The 19,605-nt window shown below is 36.2% G+C and carries 19 protein-coding genes; 18 read left to right on the top strand and 1 reads right to left on the bottom strand.

Annotated features, from left to right (window positions below; genetic code table 11):
• Window positions 1-27 precede the first annotated feature (27 nt).
• From NST77_RS06040 to NST77_RS06055, 4 genes are all read left to right on the top strand, one after another.
• Complete coding sequence (locus NST77_RS06040) at window positions 28-1,095, top strand: BMP family lipoprotein (protein ID WP_095329234.1); 1,068 nt, start codon at window positions 28-30, stop codon at window positions 1,093-1,095.
• A gap of 265 nt (window positions 1,096-1,360) precedes the next feature.
• Window positions 1,361-2,896, top strand: a complete 1,536-nt coding sequence (locus NST77_RS06045; RefSeq protein WP_123257477.1) for an ABC transporter ATP-binding protein — start codon at window positions 1,361-1,363, stop codon at window positions 2,894-2,896.
• Window positions 2,889-3,947: an ABC transporter permease gene (locus tag NST77_RS06050; RefSeq protein ID WP_095329236.1), complete on the top strand. Its 1,059-nt coding sequence runs from the start codon at window positions 2,889-2,891 to the stop codon at window positions 3,945-3,947. Before NST77_RS06045 ends, NST77_RS06050 begins: the two co-directional genes overlap by 8 nt.
• Complete coding sequence (locus NST77_RS06055) at window positions 3,948-4,910, top strand: ABC transporter permease (RefSeq protein ID WP_095329237.1); 963 nt, start codon at window positions 3,948-3,950, stop codon at window positions 4,908-4,910. It begins immediately after the preceding gene.
• Between the two features lie 140 nt (window positions 4,911-5,050).
• Here the strand turns inward: NST77_RS06055 and gpmA are convergent, their stop codons facing one another.
• Complete coding sequence (gene gpmA, locus NST77_RS06060) at window positions 5,051-5,842, bottom strand: 2,3-diphosphoglycerate-dependent phosphoglycerate mutase (protein WP_095329238.1); 792 nt, start codon at window positions 5,840-5,842, stop codon at window positions 5,051-5,053.
• A 175-nt stretch (window positions 5,843-6,017) separates the two neighbouring features.
• On the opposite strand from gpmA, the gene NST77_RS06065 reads away from it, so the two are divergent.
• The 14 genes from NST77_RS06065 (at window position 6,018) to spoVS (ending at window position 19,236) form a co-directional block, all read left to right on the top strand.
• Window positions 6,018-6,239 carry a hypothetical protein gene (locus NST77_RS06065; protein WP_163186526.1) on the top strand — a complete coding sequence of 74 codons (222 nt, stop codon included), beginning with the start codon at window positions 6,018-6,020 and terminating at the stop codon, window positions 6,237-6,239.
• A 202-nt stretch (window positions 6,240-6,441) separates the two neighbouring features.
• Window positions 6,442-6,576 carry a hypothetical protein gene (locus NST77_RS06070; RefSeq protein WP_286167733.1) on the top strand — a complete coding sequence of 45 codons (135 nt, stop codon included), beginning with the start codon at window positions 6,442-6,444 and terminating at the stop codon, window positions 6,574-6,576.
• Window positions 6,577-6,657: 81 nt separating this feature from the next.
• A complete protein-coding gene (gene yfmF, locus NST77_RS06075; protein ID WP_123257480.1) occupies window positions 6,658-7,938 on the top strand; it encodes an EF-P 5-aminopentanol modification-associated protein YfmF in 1,281 nt (426 codons plus the stop codon).
• A complete protein-coding gene (gene yfmH / locus NST77_RS06080) occupies window positions 7,938-9,221 on the top strand; it encodes an EF-P 5-aminopentanol modification-associated protein YfmH (protein ID WP_095329241.1) in 1,284 nt (427 codons plus the stop codon). Before yfmF ends, yfmH begins: the two co-directional genes overlap by 1 nt.
• Window positions 9,222-9,306: 85 nt before the next feature.
• Window positions 9,307-10,029 (top strand): elongation factor P 5-aminopentanone reductase, encoded by a 723-nt coding sequence (ymfI, locus tag NST77_RS06085; protein ID WP_095329242.1) that lies wholly within the window; start codon window positions 9,307-9,309, stop codon window positions 10,027-10,029.
• Between the two features lie 94 nt (window positions 10,030-10,123).
• Complete coding sequence (locus NST77_RS06090) at window positions 10,124-10,381, top strand: DUF3243 domain-containing protein (protein ID WP_047940065.1); 258 nt, start codon at window positions 10,124-10,126, stop codon at window positions 10,379-10,381.
• 399 nt (window positions 10,382-10,780) lie between these two features.
• Entirely contained in the window at window positions 10,781-11,572 is a 792-nt protein-coding gene (locus NST77_RS06095) for a YmfK family protein (protein ID WP_341122798.1), read from the top strand.
• 21 nt (window positions 11,573-11,593) lie between these two features.
• Complete coding sequence (locus tag NST77_RS06100) at window positions 11,594-12,478, top strand: helix-turn-helix domain-containing protein (protein WP_095329244.1); 885 nt, start codon at window positions 11,594-11,596, stop codon at window positions 12,476-12,478.
• A 116-nt stretch (window positions 12,479-12,594) separates the two neighbouring features.
• Window positions 12,595-13,173: a CDP-diacylglycerol--glycerol-3-phosphate 3-phosphatidyltransferase gene (pgsA, locus tag NST77_RS06105; RefSeq protein ID WP_095329245.1), complete on the top strand. Its 579-nt coding sequence runs from the start codon at window positions 12,595-12,597 to the stop codon at window positions 13,171-13,173.
• A gap of 101 nt (window positions 13,174-13,274) precedes the next feature.
• Entirely contained in the window at window positions 13,275-14,516 is a 1,242-nt protein-coding gene (locus NST77_RS06110; RefSeq protein WP_095329246.1) for a competence/damage-inducible protein A, read from the top strand.
• 176 nt (window positions 14,517-14,692) lie between these two features.
• Complete coding sequence (gene recA, locus NST77_RS06115) at window positions 14,693-15,736, top strand: recombinase RecA (protein ID WP_095329247.1); 1,044 nt, start codon at window positions 14,693-14,695, stop codon at window positions 15,734-15,736.
• A gap of 549 nt (window positions 15,737-16,285) precedes the next feature.
• Window positions 16,286-17,854 (top strand): ribonuclease Y, encoded by a 1,569-nt coding sequence (gene rny / locus NST77_RS06120; protein ID WP_047940071.1) that lies wholly within the window; start codon window positions 16,286-16,288, stop codon window positions 17,852-17,854.
• Window positions 17,855-17,993: 139 nt separating this feature from the next.
• On the top strand, window positions 17,994-18,791 hold the full coding sequence (locus NST77_RS06125) for a TIGR00282 family metallophosphoesterase (RefSeq protein ID WP_095329248.1): 798 nt from the start codon (window positions 17,994-17,996) through the stop codon (window positions 18,789-18,791).
• 184 nt (window positions 18,792-18,975) lie between these two features.
• The gene (gene spoVS, locus NST77_RS06130) at window positions 18,976-19,236 is read left to right on the top strand and encodes a stage V sporulation protein SpoVS (protein ID WP_016201204.1); all 261 of its coding nucleotides are present in this window, start codon (window positions 18,976-18,978) and stop codon (window positions 19,234-19,236) included.
• Window positions 19,237-19,605: the final 369 nt, after the last annotated feature.

Genomic DNA, 19,605 nt, shown 5'->3' on the forward strand with positions numbered 1-19,605 from the left:
AACAAAAAAGTCTAGGGGGTACAAGCTTTGAAGAAGCGTAAATTTGGCTTAGCACTATCTTTAGTACTAGCTGCTGGAACTGTATTAAGTGCTTGTGGAAGTAATGACAAGGATAACGATAAAGCAGCAGATGGAAATAAAGAGAAAGACTCATTTAAAGTTGCAATGGTAACAGATGTCGGTGGTGTTGATGATAAATCATTTAACCAATCAGCTTGGGAAGGTTTACAAGCATTTGGTAAAGAGAATGGCTTATCAAAAGGTAATGGTATTGATTACCAACAATCACAGTCAGATTCAGATTATGCTACTAATTTAAATAACTTATCTCGTCAAGGCTATAATTTGGTATTTGGAATCGGATTTTTAATGGAAGGTGCAATTTCAGAAATTTCTCAACAACAAAAAGATGCACATTTTGCAATTGTTGATGCTGTAGTTGACCAACCTAATGTAGCAAGCATTACTTTTAAAGAACAAGAAGCTTCTTTCTTAGCTGGTGTTGCAGCGGCTCATGCAACGGAATCTAAAAAAATTGGATTTATTGGCGGGGTTGAAGGAGATGTAATTGGACGCTTCGAAGCTGGATTTGTTGATGGTGTTAAAGCGGTAGACCCTAATATTAAGGTAGACGTACAATATGCTGGTGCATTTGATAAACCTGAACTTGGTAAAACAATTGCAAGCAAAATGTATTCTTCAGGTGCGGATGTAGTATTCCATGCTTCTGGTGGTACTGGTGCTGGATTATTCTCTGAAGCTCGTGATTTAAAAGAAAAAGACCCTTCAAAATATATTTGGGCAATCGGTGTTGACTCTGATCAGGTAGCAGAAGGTGTTGTAGGAGATCATAACATTGTGTTAACTTCTGCATTAAAAGGTGTTTCCACAGCGGTACAAGATATTTCTACTAAAGCAAAAGACGGTAAATTCCCAGGTGGAGAAACTACTGTTTATGGTTTAAAAGAAGATGGTGTAGGTCTTGCACCAATTAATGAAGAAGTTAAAAAGAAAGCAGAAATTGATGCAGCTGTTAAAGAATGGACTGCTAAAATTAAAAACGGTGAGTACACTGTTCCTGATACTGTTAAGTAAATAGCAATTGCTAATTTTCCAGGAATAAGTGGTTTGCATGGCAAACACTTATTCCTTTTTTACGACAAAAAATAGAATTTTAACTAAAGAGTAGAAGTTTATTCTAGTCTTTATTAAAAATTTTATATGTCGAAATTATCGTAATATAAAAATTACATAATTTCCTTTGTGGATTGTTTTAGAAAATAAATTTCTTTGACATCATACGTGTATTTTAAGCTTTAAAACATTTATCTTGTAAGGTAAGTAAGAAGGAGTGGATTAGATGGAATATGTAATCGAGATGTTAAATATTCGTAAAGAATTCCCTGGTATTGTTGCCAACAACAATATTACCCTTCAAGTAAAAAAAGGTGAGATTCACGCACTTTTAGGGGAAAATGGTGCAGGAAAATCTACGCTAATGAACGTTCTTTTTGGCTTATATCAGCCAGAAAAAGGGGAAATTCGTGCGCGTGGGAAGGTCGTAAATATTTCTAATCCAAATATTGCGAATGATTTAGGAATCGGAATGGTTCATCAGCATTTTATGTTAATTGATACCTTTACCGTGACAGAAAATATTATTTTGGGAAAAGAAACAGTCAGCAAAGGAAAAATTGATTTAAAAAAAGCAGAAAGAGAAGTACAGGAAATTTCAGAGCGTTATGGATTGGCAGTTGATCCGAAGGCGAAGATTGCAAATATTTCTGTTGGAATGCAACAGAGAGTAGAGATCTTAAAAACGTTATATCGCGGAGCGGAAATTTTGATTTTTGATGAGCCAACAGCTGTTTTAACTCCACAGGAAATTGCCGAATTAATTGGTATCTTCCGTAAGTTAATTCAAGAGGGCAAGTCCATTATCCTTATTACCCATAAATTAAAAGAAATTATGGAAGTATGTGATCGTGTTACGGTTATCAGAAAAGGGGAAGGTATTGGCACTTATAATGTAAAAGATACAAACCCAAATGAACTTGCGAACTTAATGGTTGGTCGTGAAGTTTCCTTTAAAACAGAAAAGAAAGCACCAAATCCGAAAGAAACAGTATTAAAAATTTCTGATTTAACTGTAAAAGATAGTCGTGGTGTCCATGTAGTCAACTCTCTTAACCTAGATGTTAAAGCAGGTGAAATTGTCGGGATTGCTGGGGTAGATGGCAATGGTCAATCAGAGCTGATTGAGGCGATTACTGGTTTAATGAAGAAAAACAGTGGAAGCATTACACTTAACGGCAAAGAAATCAGTGTTCTTTCTCCAAGAAAAATTACGGAAAGTGGGATTGGTCATATTCCGCAGGATCGCCATAAACACGGTTTAGTTCTTGACTTTTCGATTGGACAAAATATGGCTTTACAGACCTATTACAAAACCCCATTTTCTAAATATGGCTTTTTGAACCAAGGCGAAATTGAGAAAAAAGCGAGTAAATTAATCGAAGAATTTGATGTTCGAACACCAAGTATTCACACACCAGCGAGAGCTCTATCTGGGGGGAACCAGCAGAAGGCAATCATTGGTAGAGAAGTAGATCGTGACCCTGATTTGCTTATCGCAGCCCAGCCTACTAGGGGACTGGATGTAGGGGCGATTGAATTTATTCATCGACGATTAATCGAACAAAGAGATAAAGGAAAAGCGGTATTGTTGATTTCCTTTGAATTAGATGAAATTTTAAATGTTAGTGACCGCATTGCTGTTATTTTTGATGGAGAAATTATTGCAACAGTGGATCCAAAAACAACAACAGAACAAGAGCTAGGTTTATTAATGGCAGGATCGAAAGCTAAAAAAGTGGGTGTGGAGAATAATGTCTAATACAATAAAGAAAATTAGTATTCCAATTATTGCCGTATTATTAGGGGTTATTGTTGGGACGATTATCATGTTTGCAACAGGTTATAATCCTGCGGATGCATATACAGCCCTTTGGAATGGAGCATTTGGTGATATTTATTTTACTGGAGAAGTAGTACGCCAAATTACTCCGTTAATTCTTGCAGGTCTTGCAGTTGCCTTCGCTTTTCGTACTGGATTATTCAATATAGGGGTTGAAGGGCAATTAATTGTTGGCTGGCTTGCTGCGGTTTGGGTAGGGATTTCCTTTGATTTACCCAAAATTATTCATTTACCACTTGCTGTATTAGCTGCTGCTGCGGCTGGTGCGCTGTGGGCATTTGTACCAGGCTTTTTAAAGGCACGATTTAGAGTACATGAAGTTATCGTAAGTATTATGATGAACTATGTCGCATTACATGTATCCAACTATTTAATCCGAAATGTGCTTACAGATAAAGCAGACCGTACAGAAAATATTGCGCCCACTGCTAGTCTGCGTTCTGGGTTCTTAGAAAGCTTAACAGACTATTCCCGGATGCACTGGGGAATCTTAATCGCAATTGGATGCGCTATTCTTATGTGGATTATTTTAGAAAAAACAGTAAAAGGATATGAATTAAAGGCTGTTGGATTTAATCAGAATGCCTCCCAATATGCTGGTATGAATGTTAACCGTAATATTATTCTTTCCATGGTCATTTCTGGTGCTTTTGCGGGTCTTGCAGGAGCGATGGAAGGTTTAGGAACATTTGAATATGTGAGTAATAAAGGTGGATTTACAGGGGTTGGATTTGATGGGATTGCCGTTGCTTTACTTGGAGCAAATGGCCCAGTCGGAATCTTGCTTGCTGCATGCTTGTTCGGTTTCTTAAAAGTAGGGGCATTAAATATGCCGCTTGAAGCTGGAGTACCGAATGAGATGGTTGATATCATTATTGCTTTAATCGTATTCTTTGTTGCTTCAAGCTATATGATTCGCTTATTTTTAGAACGATTAAGTAAAAATAAAAGTAAAAAGGGGGAGAAGTAAATGGGATTAATGGACGTATTATTAATTGTCATACCTTCTTCGCTATTGTTTGCTGCTCCACTAATTTTTACTGCACTTGGCGGGAACTTTTCTGAAAGAGCAGGGGTAGTTAATATTGGATTAGAAGGTTTAATGGTAATGGGAGCTTTCTCCTCCATTGTTTTTAATTTAACATTTGCTGATAGTCTGGGCGCTTGGACACCTTGGGTTTCTTTACTTGTCGCAATGGTTGTGGGAGCTTTATTTTCCATCCTTCATGCGGTGGCAAGTATTACATTCCGTGCCGACCAAACGGTTTCTGGTGTAGCGATTAACCTACTAGCAGCTGGTCTTGCTATGTTCTTAGTGAAATTAATCTATGATGGAAAGGGACAAACAGGTACCATTCGTTATAGCTTTAAGAAAATTGATATTCCGCTATTAAAGGACATCCCTGTGATTGGAGACTTATTTTTCTCTAATACTTATTGGACTTCTTACTTAGCTATTGTTGTTGCTATTATTGTTTGGTTTGTTATGTATAAAACGCCATTCGGGTTACGCCTTCGTTCTGTTGGAGAACACCCGATGGCTGCAGATACAATGGGTATTAACGTAACTAAAATGCGGTATGTTGCAGTTATTCTCTCTGGTGCATTTGGTGGAATAGGCGGCGGTGTTTTTGCCCAGTCGATTACAAATGATTTTACCCATGCGACCATTAGCGGACAAGGGTTCATGGCACTTGCCGCCCTGATCTTCGGAAAATGGAATCCGCTTGGAGCAATGGGAGCTGCGATTTTCTTCGGTTTTGCTCAAAGCTTAAGTATTGTTGGAAGCAGCCTACCGTTCTTAGAAAACATTCCGAGCGTTTACTTGTTAATTGCCCCATATGTATTAACTATTGTTGCATTAACAGGCTTTATCGGTCGTGCAGATGCACCAAAAGCTTCTGGTGTTCCTTATATTAAAGGTAGCAGATAATCCTTTAGGAAATGAAAAAGAGACTTCAAGCTGATGTGCACCCCAAAAGTTAGACGAACCAATTCTGACTTTTTAGGGTGCAGCACAAGTGGAGTCTCTTTTTATTTATTCATTTCACTTAGTAATTTACCTGATGCTTCTTATTCTTCATGTGTATTAATTGCCTTGGTTTTAAATTCTTTATCTAATAATTCAATTGGAATATGTTTAGGAATCACATCTGCAGGAACTTCGCCATTCATATCTAAATAATAATGGCGCATAGGATTTAAAGAGTTATCATCTAATTCATATACTAATGGAATGCTTGTTGGAATGTTTAAAGACGCAATCCCATCTGGTGAAACGTTATCTAAATAATGAATAATAGCGCGAATTGTATTACCATGCGCTGCAATTATTATTTTTTTATTGTTGCGTAACATAGGTGCAATTTCTTGATCCCAGAAAGTTAAGACTCTTTTCTCCGTATCGGCAAGACTTTCCGTTAAAGGAAAGTCGCCTTCTTCGAGCTGTTGATACCTTGGATCGTCGATATTGTAACGGGGATCATCTTTATTTAAAGCTGGCGGTCTGATATCCATGGATCTTCTCCATTTTTGAACTTGGTCAAGCCCATATTGATCAGCTGTTTCTTTTTTATTGAGTCCTTGCAAAGCACCATAATGACGTTCATTTAATTTCCACGTTTTATGTATAGGAATCCACATACTGTCCATTTCATCGAGAATAATCCATAATGTCCGAATTGCTCTTTTTAAATAGGATGTATATGCAATATCAAATGTGTAGCCGTTATGATGGAGAATAATTCCAGCTTCCCTTGCTTCTGTTAACCCTTTTTCTGACAGTTCAATATCTGTCCAACCAGTAAAACGATTTTCCACATTCCAAAGACTTTCTCCATGGCGAATCAAAACAAGTTTTGGCATTGTGCACCTCTCCCTTTCTTCTTTTCTTTATTTTTTTCCTGTTTTCATGAGAAATAATCGTCTCTTTAAAGGAAAAAGTATAATCTGGAATTATTTTCTTGTTTTTTATTGAATAAGCTTCTTTTGAATGATATTTTGATAATAATGAGAATTTTTTATAAAGCCAGGAAAATAAATGAGCATAAAGAATCTATTAATTTTATTTAGTAGTGTATTGCTTATGCTTGTAATCGGACTATTATGGAATAATCGTCCTGTTTATGGCAATGATGAAGCTTCTATTACAAAGTTGATTATGAAAAGTGACTTATTGCAAGAGAAAACTAATATTAAAATTATTGATATTTTTGATATAGAAAAGACTAGAATCGCTGCTTTTACAAATGGGGAGGGATAGGGAATTATTAAGTTTGAAAAAGATTCCAAAGGGAACTATACCTATCTTATGGAGTTACTACCTACACTGTTCCGATAGAGGATGAGCGCACACCACTTTTTCTTTTCCTATCAGATGGGACAAGTGAAGTGTATGTTCGATTGACTTAATCATAAATAATGACTGGAAGGAGAGAAAAAAGGTATCTTTAAACAAATTTTCAATGGAAACGTTTGATGAAAGACTTTCAGAAATAGAGGCGAAATCCTATCAGTATGAGTTTAGGTTATACAATAAAGAAGGAATAGAAATAAGCAAAGGAGATGATGTAAGTTTAAAGGAAAATCACCTAATCTAGACTTTATGAGAATAACCTTATAAATAGAGTAAATACTAGTAAGTAGTGTATGATGAGTGTAAGTATATGAGGAGGTATGTTATGAGTGTAGCAACGGAAAAAATTACAAAATATAGCGGCTTTCAATTACATACAGTAAAGACAGAAAAATTTAAAACGAATACGATTGTGATGAAATGGCGAACCCCTATTACAAAAGAAAATTCAACACACAGGGCTCTTCTTCCTTATGTGATGCAAAATAGTACGAAGAAATTTCCGACAACGGCAAAGCTTCGTTCCTTTATAGAAGAATTGTATGGAGCTACTTTTTTTATCGATCTTGCTAAAAAAGGGGAATACCACATTGTTTCTTTCTCTTTAGAAATTGCAAACGAAAAGTTTCTCTCAGACCCAGCTCCTTTATTAAAAAAAGGGTTGGAATTTTTATCGGAGGTTATCTTTCAGCCAAATGTATCAGAAAGTGGTTTTGACCAGAATGTCATAGATAATGAAAAACGTGCATTAAAGCAAAGAATTCAATCCATCTATGATGATAAAATGCGATATTCGAATCAACGAGTAATTGATGTTATGTGTGAAAACGAGCCTTATGCACTAAGTGTTTACGGTGAAAAAGACGAGGTTGATAGCATTACCCCACAATCCCTTTACGACTATTATACAAAAGCGTTAGCAGAAGATCAGATTGATTTGTATATGGTCGGCGATATTAAAGAAGAAGAGGTAGGAGCCTATATTGAGGAATTATTTCCATTTAAAGAAAGAACGGCACAATCAATTGATCGTAGAAAATCATATGAAACTAAGAAAGTAAAAGAAGTTCGTGAAGTACAAGATATTAAACAGGGAAAACTAAATATGGGATTTCGCACAAATATTGTTTATGGAGATCCAGAATATTTTGCCCTTCAAGTACTCAATGGCATTTATGGCGGGTTCTCGCATTCCAAGCTATTTATTAATGTCAGGGAAAAAGAAAGCCTTGCCTATTATGCAGCAAGTCGTTTAGAAAGTCATAAAGGGTTGCTTTTAGTAATGTCAGGAATAGATAATAACAATTACGATAAGGCAGTTAAGATTATTAAGGAACAAATGGAGTTAATGAAAAAAGGCGAATTTTCCGATCAAGAAATAATGCAGACAAAAGCGGTGATTCATAATCAAATGCTGGAAACATTAGATACTTCCCGTGGAATGATTGAACTGTTCTACCATAATAGCGTAAGTGATAATTATGTAGAGATGGGCGATTGGCTTCAATATATGAGTAAAGTTTCCCGAGAGGAAATCATTGCTGCCGCTAAGAAGATCGAACTAGACACCATTTATTTCTTAACGGGATCGGAGGGGAATGCATAATGGAAAAAATAGAATTTGCTCAATTGCAAGAAGAACTATATTATGAAAAATTAGCAAATGGCTTAAAGGTATATATTTTGCCGAAAAAAGGGTTTAATAAGACGTTTTGTACATTCACAACAAATTATGGTTCTGTAGATAACACCTTTATTCCTCTTGAGGGATCTGAATTCACTCAAGTTCCTGATGGAATTGCTCATTTCTTAGAGCATAAGCTTTTTGAAAAAGAAGACGGTGATGTTTTTCAAGATTTTAGTAAACAGGGGGCAAGCGCTAACGCTTTTACGTCTTTTACAAGAACAGCCTATTTGTTCTCTAGTACCTCTAATGTAGCTAATAATCTGGAAACACTTATTAATTTTGTACAGGAACCATACTTTACGGAAAAAACGGTAGAAAAAGAAAAAGGAATTATCGGGCAAGAAATTACGATGTATGATGATAATCCAGATTGGCGTCTATATTTTGGACTAATTGAAAATATGTATGTCCATCATCCTGTGAAAATTGATATTGCTGGAACGATTGAATCCATCTCACATATCACAAAAGATATGTTATATGAGTGCTATAATACTTTCTACCACCCAAGCAATATGCTTCTTTTCATTGTGGGACCAGTTGATCCAGAAGAGTATATGGCTCAGATAAGAGAAAATCAAAGCAAAAAAGATTATACAAATCACAGTGAAATTCAACGCAAATTTAAAGAAGAACCTGCACATGTTAATAAGGACAAGCAAGTACTAAAAATGAATGTCCACACTTCTAAATGTCTTGTTGGAATAAAAGGAATCGATGTAGAGCAGTCCGGAAAGGAAATGATGAAACAAGAGTGGAGCATCAATTTATTATTAGATTTCCTATTTAGTGAAAGCTCTGAAAACTACCAAAATCTTTTCCAAGAAGGCTTAATTGATGATACTTTTTCTTATGATTACACACAGGAACACGGCTTTGGATTTGCGATGATTGGTGGAGATACGAGTGATCCTGATCGGTTAGAAACGGCAATTAAAGAAATTTTAATGAAAGCTAAAACAACCGATTTCGCCAGCGAGACGTTAGAAAGAACGAAGAAAAAGAAAATTGGCGCTTTCTTACGTGCGATTAATTCACCAGAATATATCGCTAACCAATTTACACGCTATGCTTTCAATGAAATGAATTTATTTGATGTGGTACCTGCTGTTGAAGAAATTACAGTTGAGGATATAAAAAATGCGGCTAATAAATTATTAGCAGAAGAAAGAATAACATCTTGCCAAGTAGTGCCGAAATAATGATAAGTAGACACAAAGAAATCTATTTCTTTGTGTCTGTTGCTGTTTAGGTTTATAGGTAAAAGTAAATGGAGTGAAAAAGACAATGGGGAAATGGATTTTAATTACCGGTGCATCTGGTGGAATTGGACAAGCGATTGCAAAACAATTAGCAAAAGAAGGCTATTCGCTTTACTTACACTATCATCAAAATGAAAAAGCAATAAAGGAACTGTTAGAAGTGCTAGCAGTGAATGGGGGAGAATACTTACCCATACAAGCAGATTTACAACAAGAAAATGACTACCAAAAAATTCTCGAAAGTATTTTCACAATAGATGGAATTGTTCACGCAAGTGGCATAAGTACATATGGTTTATTTACAGATATGGAAGAGGGAGAAATGAAAGCCCTATGGAATGTCCATATACATTCATTAATGTGTATAACAAAAGCTTTATTACCAAAAATGCTTTCGAGACAATATGGTAATATTATTGTGATCACAAGTATATGGGGTCAAGTAGGAGCAGCAATGGAAGTTGCCTATTCTACTGTAAAGGGTGCCCAAATTAGCTTTGTGAAGGCATTAAGTAAAGAGGTAGCCTTTAATGGTATTCGGGTGAATGCAGTAGCTCCTGGCGCTATTGAAACGAACATGCTTCAATCTTTTTCGCCTGAAGAAATGCAGCTGATGGCAGAGGAAATCCCAATGGGGAGATTGGGAAGTCCCCAAGAAGTAGCAGAAAGTGTAGCCTTTCTATTATCGGAAAAATCTTCTTATATGACAGGACAAGTCCTTTCTCTTAATGGGGGATGGTTTGTATAGATAGCTTTTCCAAAAGATTTTCATGCATATTATTACATCGAACGAACCAAAATAATGATGTAATTCACTTAAGCAATGGAAGGAGTAATTCATGATGTCTATTTTGGAAAATTGGGATCAATGGAAAGACTTTTTAGCAGATCGTCTTCATCATGCCGAAAATGAGGGAATGAATCAGGAAGCAATAGGAGATCTTGCTTTTCAAATTGGAGATTATCTGTCTAATCAAGTTCAGCCTAAAAATGAACAAGAAAAGATTTTATCCGATTTATGGTCAGTTGCAGATGAAAAAGAACAACATGCGATTGCAAATATGATGGTAAAATTAGTGCATAATAACGGAACAAAATAATTATTAGTGGCAATCAAAGAAGCTCGATAAATAGAAAAGCTATTTATTGAGCTTCTTTCCTTTCGGAACAGAAAAATATTCCAAAATGTGATGACGTGCTTCGAAAAAGAGCATCTAGATAATAGAAGGGAAGCCTGTCTGTGACCAAAAGCAAGAAAGTGTAGAAGAAAAGAGGCGGATCAAACATGAGCAGCATGCAAATAAATCAAGTAAAAATAGCTTTGAAACAATGATTTTAGATTAAAATGAATGCTTTATTTTCCTAGAATGCACCCTTCTTATAAAAAGTCCATCTTTTTTTCTATTTTGACCCCTTTTTTCTTGATTATTTATACTATTCCTATATGATAGAAGTTAAAAGACTAGAAAATTTCACTTGCTAGTTGTAGGAGGATTTTTTTGGAACAGAAGGAATGGTATTTAGAATACGAAATTCAAAAAAACCGACCTGGCCTACTAGGGGAGATTTCCTCATTACTAGGAATGCTTTCAATTAATATTATCACCATTAATGGGGTAGACGATGGACGGCGCGGCTTATTAATGTTAGCGAAAAATAAGGAACAAATAAAAAGGTTAGAATCTATTCTCTATACAATGGACACAATAAAAGTAATCAAGCTTAGAGAACCTTCTTTAAGAGATAAACTTGCAGTAAGACATGGTCGTTATATTCAAAGAGATGCAGATGACAAAAAAACATTTCGCTTTGTTCGTTATGAGTTTGGATTGCTAGTAGATTTTATGGCGGAATTATTTAAGACAGAAGGCCATAAATTAATAGGTATTAGAGGGATGCCGCGGGTAGGCAAAACGGAGTCCATAGTGGCTGCAAGCGTTTGTGCAAATAAGAGATGGCTTTTAGTGAGTTCTACTTTGCTAAAGCAGACTATCCGCCATTCTTTAATGCAGGGAGAATATAATGAAAATAATTTATTTATCATTGATGGTATTGTTTCTTCCAAACAGATTAATGAGCGACATTGGGCGGTTGTTCGAGAAGTGATGCGCCTGCCATGTATAAAAGTAGTAGAACATCCCGATGCCTTTGTACATAATACAGAATACACTTTAGATGATTTTGATTATATTATTGAGCTAAGACATGAGCCAGACGAGGAGATTCTTTATGATGTTCATAAAAAGAATACTCTTGCCTTAGAAAGTGAATTCGAGGGTTTTGATTTTTAGTAAGTTGGAAGGTGTTATCTTGTGAGTGAATTAGGAAATCGATTAAAAGAAGCTAGAGAAGCTAAAGGACTAACGTTAGAAGAATTACAAGAGATTACCAAAATTCAAGTCCGTTATTTAGTTGGCATTGAAGAAGGTAATTATAGTATGATGCCAGGTAAATTTTATACACGGGCATTTATCAAACAATACGCAGAAGCGGTAGATTTGGTTCCAGAAGAAATATTTGAAGAGTATAAAGCTGAGGTACCAACAACGGTAAATGATGAGTTGCCGCAAAATTTATCGAGAGTGAATTCAAGAAGCGCAATAGACGGAGCCACTTCAAAGGTATTCGATATCTTGCCAACTATTCTTATTGCTATTCTTGTATTGGCTGTTGCTTTTCTGGTTTGGTATTTTGTGTATGCGAAAGATTCAAATCCAGAAAAACAGTCTAATAGCGGTGCGGAACAGAATTCTGTTTATATGAAATCAGATGCATTAAATAAAAAGGAAAAAGAAAAGGTAACTGATAAGGATGCTAATAAAGAGAAAGAACAAGTAGTAGAAGAAGAAGAGAAGAAAGTAGAAGAAGAGGCACCAAAACAAGAGATTACCAAAAAAGAAACAGTTGGAAAAAAGACAACATATGAAGTGAAAAATGCAGAGAAGTTTGTTGTTAAGCTTGTAGCAACAGGAAAAGTTTGGGTTGATATCCAAAATGGCAAAAACTATTCCTTTTTCCAAGGTATCCTTGAAAAAGATGGAACTGAATCACACGTAGAAGATTTATCAAAAGAGACAGAAGCACGTATTGTAATTGGAAACAGCCAAGTAGATGTTTTTGTCAACGATGAAAAAATAGACCTTGGTGATTCATCTTCTAGACAAGATCTTGTTATTAAAAATATAAAAGAAGAATAGTCATCGATTCGATGACTATTTTTCGCTATTATATCGTATTTAGGTTATAATACTAATGTTTTTAATTTATTTTTAATGAAAGTGGCGATTAACGTCATGGTAATGGAGGATGTAAGATGAATTTGCCAAATAAGATTACCGTAGCAAGAATTTTATTAATCCCCGTCTTTCTAGTCATCATGCTAGTGGACTTTCAATGGGGAGAACTAACATTTTTAGGTGTTACCTTACCGATGACACATTTTATCGGTGCCTTGATTTTTATCCTAGCATCGACAACGGATTGGATTGATGGACACTTTGCGAGAAAGTATAATCTAGTAACCGATTTAGGGAAGTTTTTAGATCCTTTAGCAGATAAATTATTAGTTTCATCTGCATTAATTGTTTTAGTAGGATTGCAGATGGCACCTGCGTGGATTACGATTGTTATTATTAGCAGAGAATTCGCAGTAACCGGTTTACGTTTAATATTAGCTGGCGGCGGAGAGGTAGTTGCAGCAAATATGCTTGGGAAAATTAAAACGTGGGCCCAAATAGTTGCGATTTCTGCGCTTTTATTACATAATATGATTTTTGAACTTATTTCACTGCCTTTTGATATCCTTGCCCTATGGGTTGCCTTGATCTTTACGATTTGGTCTGGCTGGGATTATTTTGCAAAAAATAAACAGGCTTTTGTTTCATCCAAATAAAATAGAGGAATAAAAATAAGGACATCTATTTATGACAAGCGTATATTGCTTTATAAAGAGACGTCCTTTCTTTATGAACAGACAAAAAGGGGGAGCATTATATGAATGCAGAGATTATTGCTGTTGGCTCAGAATTATTACTTGGACAAATTGCTAATACAAATGCTCAATTTATATCCAAGCATTTAGCCGACTTAGGAGTAAATGTTTATTATCATACAGTTGTTGGAGATAATGCAGCTCGCTTAGAGGAAGCAATAAAAGTCGCTGAAAGCCGAGCACAATTGCTTATTTTCTCCGGTGGATTAGGTCCAACAAAGGACGATTTAACGAAAGAAACGATTGCCAAGCATATAGGGAAAGAGTTGGTTTTTGATAAAACAGCTTTAGATTCCATTGAAGACTATTTTGTCAAAACGAAACGCACGATGACGGAAAATAATAAAAAGCAAGCATTAGTATTAGAAGGAAGCGACGTTCTTCCAAATGACCATGGTATGGCACCGGGGATGTTTTTAAAAAAAGACAGTCGCTTTTACATGCTTTTACCAGGACCACCGAAAGAAATTCAGCCAATGTTTGTTAAATATGGATTTCCTGCAATACAAAAGCAAATGACAAGCAAAGATGTCATTGTTTCACGCGTGCTTCGCTTCTTTGGCATTGGGGAGTCCCTGCTAGAAACAAAAATAGAAGATTTAATTGATGCCCAGACCAATCCGACTATTGCCCCGCTCGCAGGAGATGGAGAGGTAACATTACGTATCACATGTAAGCATGATTCTATAGAAGAAGCAGATAAATTGATTGTAAAAACAGAAGAAGAAATATTCGCACGTGTAGGAGAATTTTTCTATGGGTATGAGGACACTACTTTAATGAATGAGCTTTCTCATATTTTATTAAAGAAAAATTTAACAGTAGCAGCCGCAGAGAGTCTGACAGGAGGACTGTTTCAGCAAGAGATAACAGGAATTCCAGGCGCTGGGAATATTTTTAAAGGCGGAATTGTTTGCTATACAAATGAAGTAAAGCATCAAATCTTGCAAGTAAAAGAGTCGACGATCAAAGAACATGGTGTCGTAAGCGAGCAATGTGCGAAAGAACTTGCGGAGAATGTTGCACGTCTATTAAAAGCTGACATTGGGATAAGCTTCACAGGAGTTGCAGGTCCAAATGAATTAGAAGGAAACCCAGTAGGTACCGTTTATATTGGGATTGCTAAAAGCGGTGAACCGACAAAAGTAGAGAAGTTAGCATTAAGTGGAACAAGAGCTGGTAATCGAGTTAGAAGTGTGAGATACGGTCAATATTTCTTATTGAAAATGTTAGAAGATAAATAATAGGATATCTTTTACTTAAAAGGTTTCTTTCAGCTGGAAAATAAAAAAACGAATGAATGTTCGATTTTTTACTGTACAAATGAAAGGAAAAAAGGTATATTAAGTATATAATCTTTTAAACAACGAATGAATCATGATTGGTGAGATTCATTTTTTATATAAGGAGGAGAACGTATTTGAGTGATCGTCAAGCTGCATTAGAAATGGCGTTAAAACAAATAGAAAAGCAATTCGGTAAAGGTAGTATCATGAAGCTGGGAGAGCAAGCAGATAGAGTCATTTCTACTAGTCCAAGTGGATCTTTAGCTTTAGATGCAGCCCTAGGTGTTGGTGGATATCCAAGAGGTCGTATTGTAGAAATTTATGGTCCTGAAAGTTCAGGGAAAACAACAGTAGCGCTTCATGCTATTGCTGAGGTTCAGGCAAATGGCGGACAAGCAGCATTTATTGATGCAGAGCATGCATTGGATCCGGTTTATGCCCAAAAGCTTGGCGTTAATATTGATGAATTATTACTTTCTCAACCAGATACCGGAGAACAAGCGTTAGAAATCGCGGAAGCATTAGTACGAAGTGGTGCAGTTGATATTTTAGTTATTGACTCTGTAGCAGCACTTGTACCAAAAGCAGAAATTGAAGGCGAAATGGGAGATTCTCACGTTGGACTTCAAGCGCGTTTAATGTCACAGGCACTTCGCAAGTTATCTGGTGCTATTAATAAATCAAAAACGATTGCTATTTTCATTAACCAAATTCGTGAAAAAGTTGGAGTAATGTTCGGAAATCCTGAGACAACTCCTGGTGGACGTGCGCTAAAATTCTATTCATCTGTCCGACTAGAAGTTCGTCGTGCTGAAACGTTAAAACAAGGAACAGATATGGTAGGAAACAAAACAAAAATCAAAGTGGTAAAAAATAAAGTAGCACCACCTTTCAAAGTAGCAGAAGTCGATATCATGTATGGTGAAGGTATCTCAAAAGAAGGAGAGATCATTGACCTTGGTTCTGAACTTGATATTGTTCAAAAAAGTGGTGCTTGGTATTCTTACAATGACGAAAGATTAGGGCAAGGCCGTGAAAATGCGAAGCAATTCTTGAAAGAAAATCCAGAAATGCGCCTAGAAATTCAAAAGAAAATTCGCGATCATTACGGGCTGGATAAAGAAGTTACATTAAAGCCTGAAAATGATGAGAATGAACAATTTGAATTAATCGATTAATCGTTAAGAAAGATGGGAGACGGGTTTTTCCGTTTGCCATCTTTTTTGTTGCTATTCTATAAAAGTATTCGATAGCGTTCTTTGGGTGCTCCAAGCTGACTGATCCCAAAAAACGCAATTATTGTCCATCGTAATCTGGAAAGTAAAAAAATCTTCTCAATCCACTTAAGTATTTAAAAGAGGCTGTGGGATAAAGGACTTCCTAGGTTTAATAAGCTTAGTTTCTGACTATAATACGGATGATAGGTTAGGTTTAGCTTTAAATAAGGTGATATTTCATACATATATAGGAAGTAAAGAGCAATTGTTAGAGGAAGATGATAACGGAGATAGCCAATGAGAATTAGGTTAATCCTACTAGTTCAAAGCCTTGACAATAAATTGGTACAACTATACAATTAAATTGTATATTTTACATTTTTATAAGTATGAAAACCTAGAAAACATTTTATAAGACTAGGGAAATTTCGATTGAAAAAAGGAACATTTTAAGCCAATACTTTTAAAATCGTAACAAACACAATTTGATAGCAAGAGGAGGTGAAAATGATGGATTTAATAAAAATCATCTCCATTTTGCTTATTCTAATCGTTATTGCCGTTGTTGGCTTTGTTGTATATTTTATTCGAAAGTCCAATGCTAATGCAAAAATTAGCAATGCAACGTTGACTGCTGAACAAATTATGGAGAATGCAAAGCGTGAAGCAGACGCATTGAAAAAAGAAGCTTTGTTAGAAGCAAAGGATGAGATTCACAAGCTTCGTAGTGAAGCAGAACTAGAAGTTCGTGATCGAAGAAATGAACTACAAAAACAAGAAAATCGTTTATTGCAAAAAGAGGAAAATCTTGATCGCAAGGGAGAAGCGTTAGATAAACGTGAATCAGTGTTAGAAAAGAGGGACGATTCTCTTAATAAAAGACAACAGCATATGGAAGAGATGGAAAGCAAAGTGGACGAGATGGTTCGCAAGCAGCAAACAGAACTAGAGCGCATTTCTGGATTAACTCGAGAAGAGGCGAAATCCATCATTTTAGAGCGTACAGAGCAAGAAGTTGCTCATGATATTGCGATAATGATTAAAGAAAGTGACACTAGAGCGAAAGAAGAAGCAGATAAAAAGGCTAAAGAAATTTTGTCACTTGCAATCCAACGTTGTGCAGCTGATCATGTTGCAGAAACTACAGTTTCCGTTGTTAACCTTCCAAATGATGAAATGAAAGGGCGAATTATCGGCCGTGAGGGGCGAAATATTCGAACGCTTGAAACATTAACAGGAATTGACTTAATTATTGATGATACACCAGAAGCAGTAATTTTATCTGGTTTTGATCCAATAAGACGTGAAACTGCTAGACTTGCGTTAGATAAGCTCGTCCAGGATGGACGTATTCATCCAGCTCGTATTGAAGAAATGGTTGATAAAGCTCGTCGAGAAGTGGATGAACATATTCGTGAGATCGGAGAACAAACTACGTTTGAGGTCGGAGTTCATGGATTACATCCAGATTTAATTAAAATTCTCGGCCGTCTAAAATTCCGTACAAGCTATGGACAAAATGTATTAAAGCACAGTATGGAAGTGGCACAATTATCAGGAATTTTAGCTGCTGAACTTGGTGAGGATCAAACTCTTGCCCGCAGAGCTGGCTTACTTCATGATATAGGGAAAGCAATTGACCATGAAGTCGAAGGAAGCCATGTGGAAATTGGTGTCGAACTTGCTACCAAGTATAAAGAACATCCAGTTGTGATCAATAGTATCGCATCCCATCATGGTGATACAGAACCAACTTCAATTATCGCTGTACTAGTAGCCGCTGCTGACGCACTTTCAGCTGCAAGACCAGGAGCGCGAAGAGAAACATTAGAAAACTATATTCGCCGACTTGAGAAATTAGAAGAAATTTCAGAGTCTTATGATGGAGTAGAGAAATCATTCGCTATTCAAGCAGGTCGTGAGATTCGAATCATGGTGAAACCTGATCTTGTGGATGATTTAGAATCTCATCGATTAGCTCGTGATATTCGTAAGAAAATCGAAGAGGAATTAGATTATCCAGGTCATATCAAAGTAACCGTCATTCGTGAAACAAGAGCGGTTGAATATGCAAAATAAAAACGGTGCGTTTGCACCGTTTTTTTATGTTTGGCAACATTATCTTCCAAAAGTTTTTAGAAGGAAAATCTAGTTAGGAACGCAGGCAATTATATGTTACACTGTTACATAGTGAAGATTAGAAAGTAGGAAAAAAGACATGCATATTTTATTTGTTGGAGATGTCGTAGGCTCTATGGGTCGAGATATGATTAAAGAGTACGTACCAAAGCTAAAGGAGAAATACCGTCCGCAGATGACGATAATAAATGGCGAAAATGCTGCTGGCGGAAAAGGTATCACCGAAAAAATCTATCGAAGCTTTTTAGAAATTGGTGCTCAAGCAATAACAATGGGAAACCATACATGGGATAATCGCGAAATATTTGAATTCATCGATCAGGCAAAATACTTAGTACGACCTGCAAATTTTCCCGAAAATAATCCAGGAAAAGGCATGGTGTTTGTTAAAATTAATGATATAGAAGTAGCTGTCATCAATTTACAAGGGCGAACATTTATGAATCCGAGTGATGATCCATTTATTGTGATTGATGGCTTAGTGGAGGAAGCAAAAAAACGTACTGATATTATTTTTGTTGATTTCCACGGAGAGGCGACAAGTGAAAAGCAAGCAATGGGATGGTATTTAGATGGAAAAGTAACAGCTGTTGTGGGAACACATACGCATGTGCAAACAGCTGATAACCGTATCCTTCCAAATGGAACTGCCTTTATGGCCGATGTTGGGATGACAGGGCCATATGATGCGATTCTTGGAATGCAAAAGGAATTAGTATTGAATCGTTTCTTAACCAATTTGCCAACACGTTTCGAGCCGCCAAAAAGTGGGAGAGCACAATTAAGCGGCTGTTTAATTGAAGTAGATAAAAAGACTGGGAAAGCAAAGAAAATAGAACGTATATTAATCAATGATGATCATCCATTTTTCTCGTAATAAAAGGATAATTATTTGAGGATATAGCTATCTTGTATAAACAAATATTTTCTAATTTTTTATGTCCAAGCTGGAATATGTGTATGAAACTTGGAATATAGTAACATTGGAATGATATATATCCTGATATGTTCATTATTATTTAATGTAACATGCGGGGGGGTTAAACAAGGAGGAGCTAGAAATGGAGATATTAAAGGTTTCAGCAAAGTCTAGTCCCAATTCTGTAGCTGGTGCGCTTGCAGGTGTTCTACGTGAAAGAGGTGGAGCAGAAATCCAGGCTATTGGTGCAGGTGCATTAAATCAAGCGGTTAAAGCAGTTGCTATCGCAAGAGGGTTTGTAGCACCTAGCGGAGTGGATTTAATTTGTATTCCTGCCTTCACTGATATCGTCATTGACGGTGAGGAACGAACGGCCATCAAGCTCATTGTGGAGCCTAGATAAAGAGAAAACAAGATTTGATAAAAAGTAGAAAAGCATGTAATTACATGCTTTTCCATTTATTTTGATCTTAATTGGACAGTATGGCGGTAGAACTTTTGGATATTTGTAGAAGCAGATGTGAAGTCAGCTGTCTGTATAGGACTGAATGATTAACTAAGATAAATGGAGAAGAAAAAAATCTTCTCTGACTTAGTTTCACTGTATCCCTTCTGAGATTGGTATGCTTGTTTGTGTTCCTTTGATCTTTTGGAAACTGAATAGAGCAAACCTTAAAAAAAGAAGGAGGATGTCTCCTCAATAGGTTTAGGTCCCACAGAAAAAATTAAGTTGGAGAATGAACTTTTCTCCCGCTATTAACTTGAAACTGTG

Origin of the sequence: Niallia sp. FSL W8-0177 (assembly GCF_038006285.1) — a bacterium.
In the GTDB taxonomy this organism is placed as follows: Bacteria; Bacillota; Bacilli; order Bacillales; family Cytobacillaceae; genus Niallia; species Niallia circulans_A.

Coding starts and splice junctions, on each gene's coding strand:
- spoVS (WP_016201204.1), top strand. CDS start 18,976: ATGGAGATATTAAAGGTTTCAGCAAAGTCTAGTCCCAATTCTGTAGCT.
- pgsA (WP_095329245.1), top strand. CDS start 12,595: ATGAATTTGCCAAATAAGATTACCGTAGCAAGAATTTTATTAATCCCC.
- ymfI (WP_095329242.1), top strand. CDS start 9,307: ATGGGGAAATGGATTTTAATTACCGGTGCATCTGGTGGAATTGGACAA.
- yfmH (WP_095329241.1), top strand. CDS start 7,938: ATGGAAAAAATAGAATTTGCTCAATTGCAAGAAGAACTATATTATGAA.
- rny (WP_047940071.1), top strand. CDS start 16,286: ATGGATTTAATAAAAATCATCTCCATTTTGCTTATTCTAATCGTTATT.
- NST77_RS06065 (WP_163186526.1), top strand. CDS start 6,018: ATGAGCATAAAGAATCTATTAATTTTATTTAGTAGTGTATTGCTTATG.
- NST77_RS06045 (WP_123257477.1), top strand. CDS start 1,361: ATGGAATATGTAATCGAGATGTTAAATATTCGTAAAGAATTCCCTGGT.
- NST77_RS06055 (WP_095329237.1), top strand. CDS start 3,948: ATGGGATTAATGGACGTATTATTAATTGTCATACCTTCTTCGCTATTG.
- NST77_RS06090 (WP_047940065.1), top strand. CDS start 10,124: ATGTCTATTTTGGAAAATTGGGATCAATGGAAAGACTTTTTAGCAGAT.
- NST77_RS06125 (WP_095329248.1), top strand. CDS start 17,994: ATGCATATTTTATTTGTTGGAGATGTCGTAGGCTCTATGGGTCGAGAT.
- NST77_RS06070 (WP_286167733.1), top strand. CDS start 6,442: ATGGAAACGTTTGATGAAAGACTTTCAGAAATAGAGGCGAAATCCTAT.
- yfmF (WP_123257480.1), top strand. CDS start 6,658: ATGAGTGTAGCAACGGAAAAAATTACAAAATATAGCGGCTTTCAATTA.
- NST77_RS06050 (WP_095329236.1), top strand. CDS start 2,889: ATGTCTAATACAATAAAGAAAATTAGTATTCCAATTATTGCCGTATTA.
- NST77_RS06110 (WP_095329246.1), top strand. CDS start 13,275: ATGAATGCAGAGATTATTGCTGTTGGCTCAGAATTATTACTTGGACAA.
- gpmA (WP_095329238.1), bottom strand. CDS start 5,842: ATGCCAAAACTTGTTTTGATTCGCCATGGAGAAAGTCTTTGGAATGTG.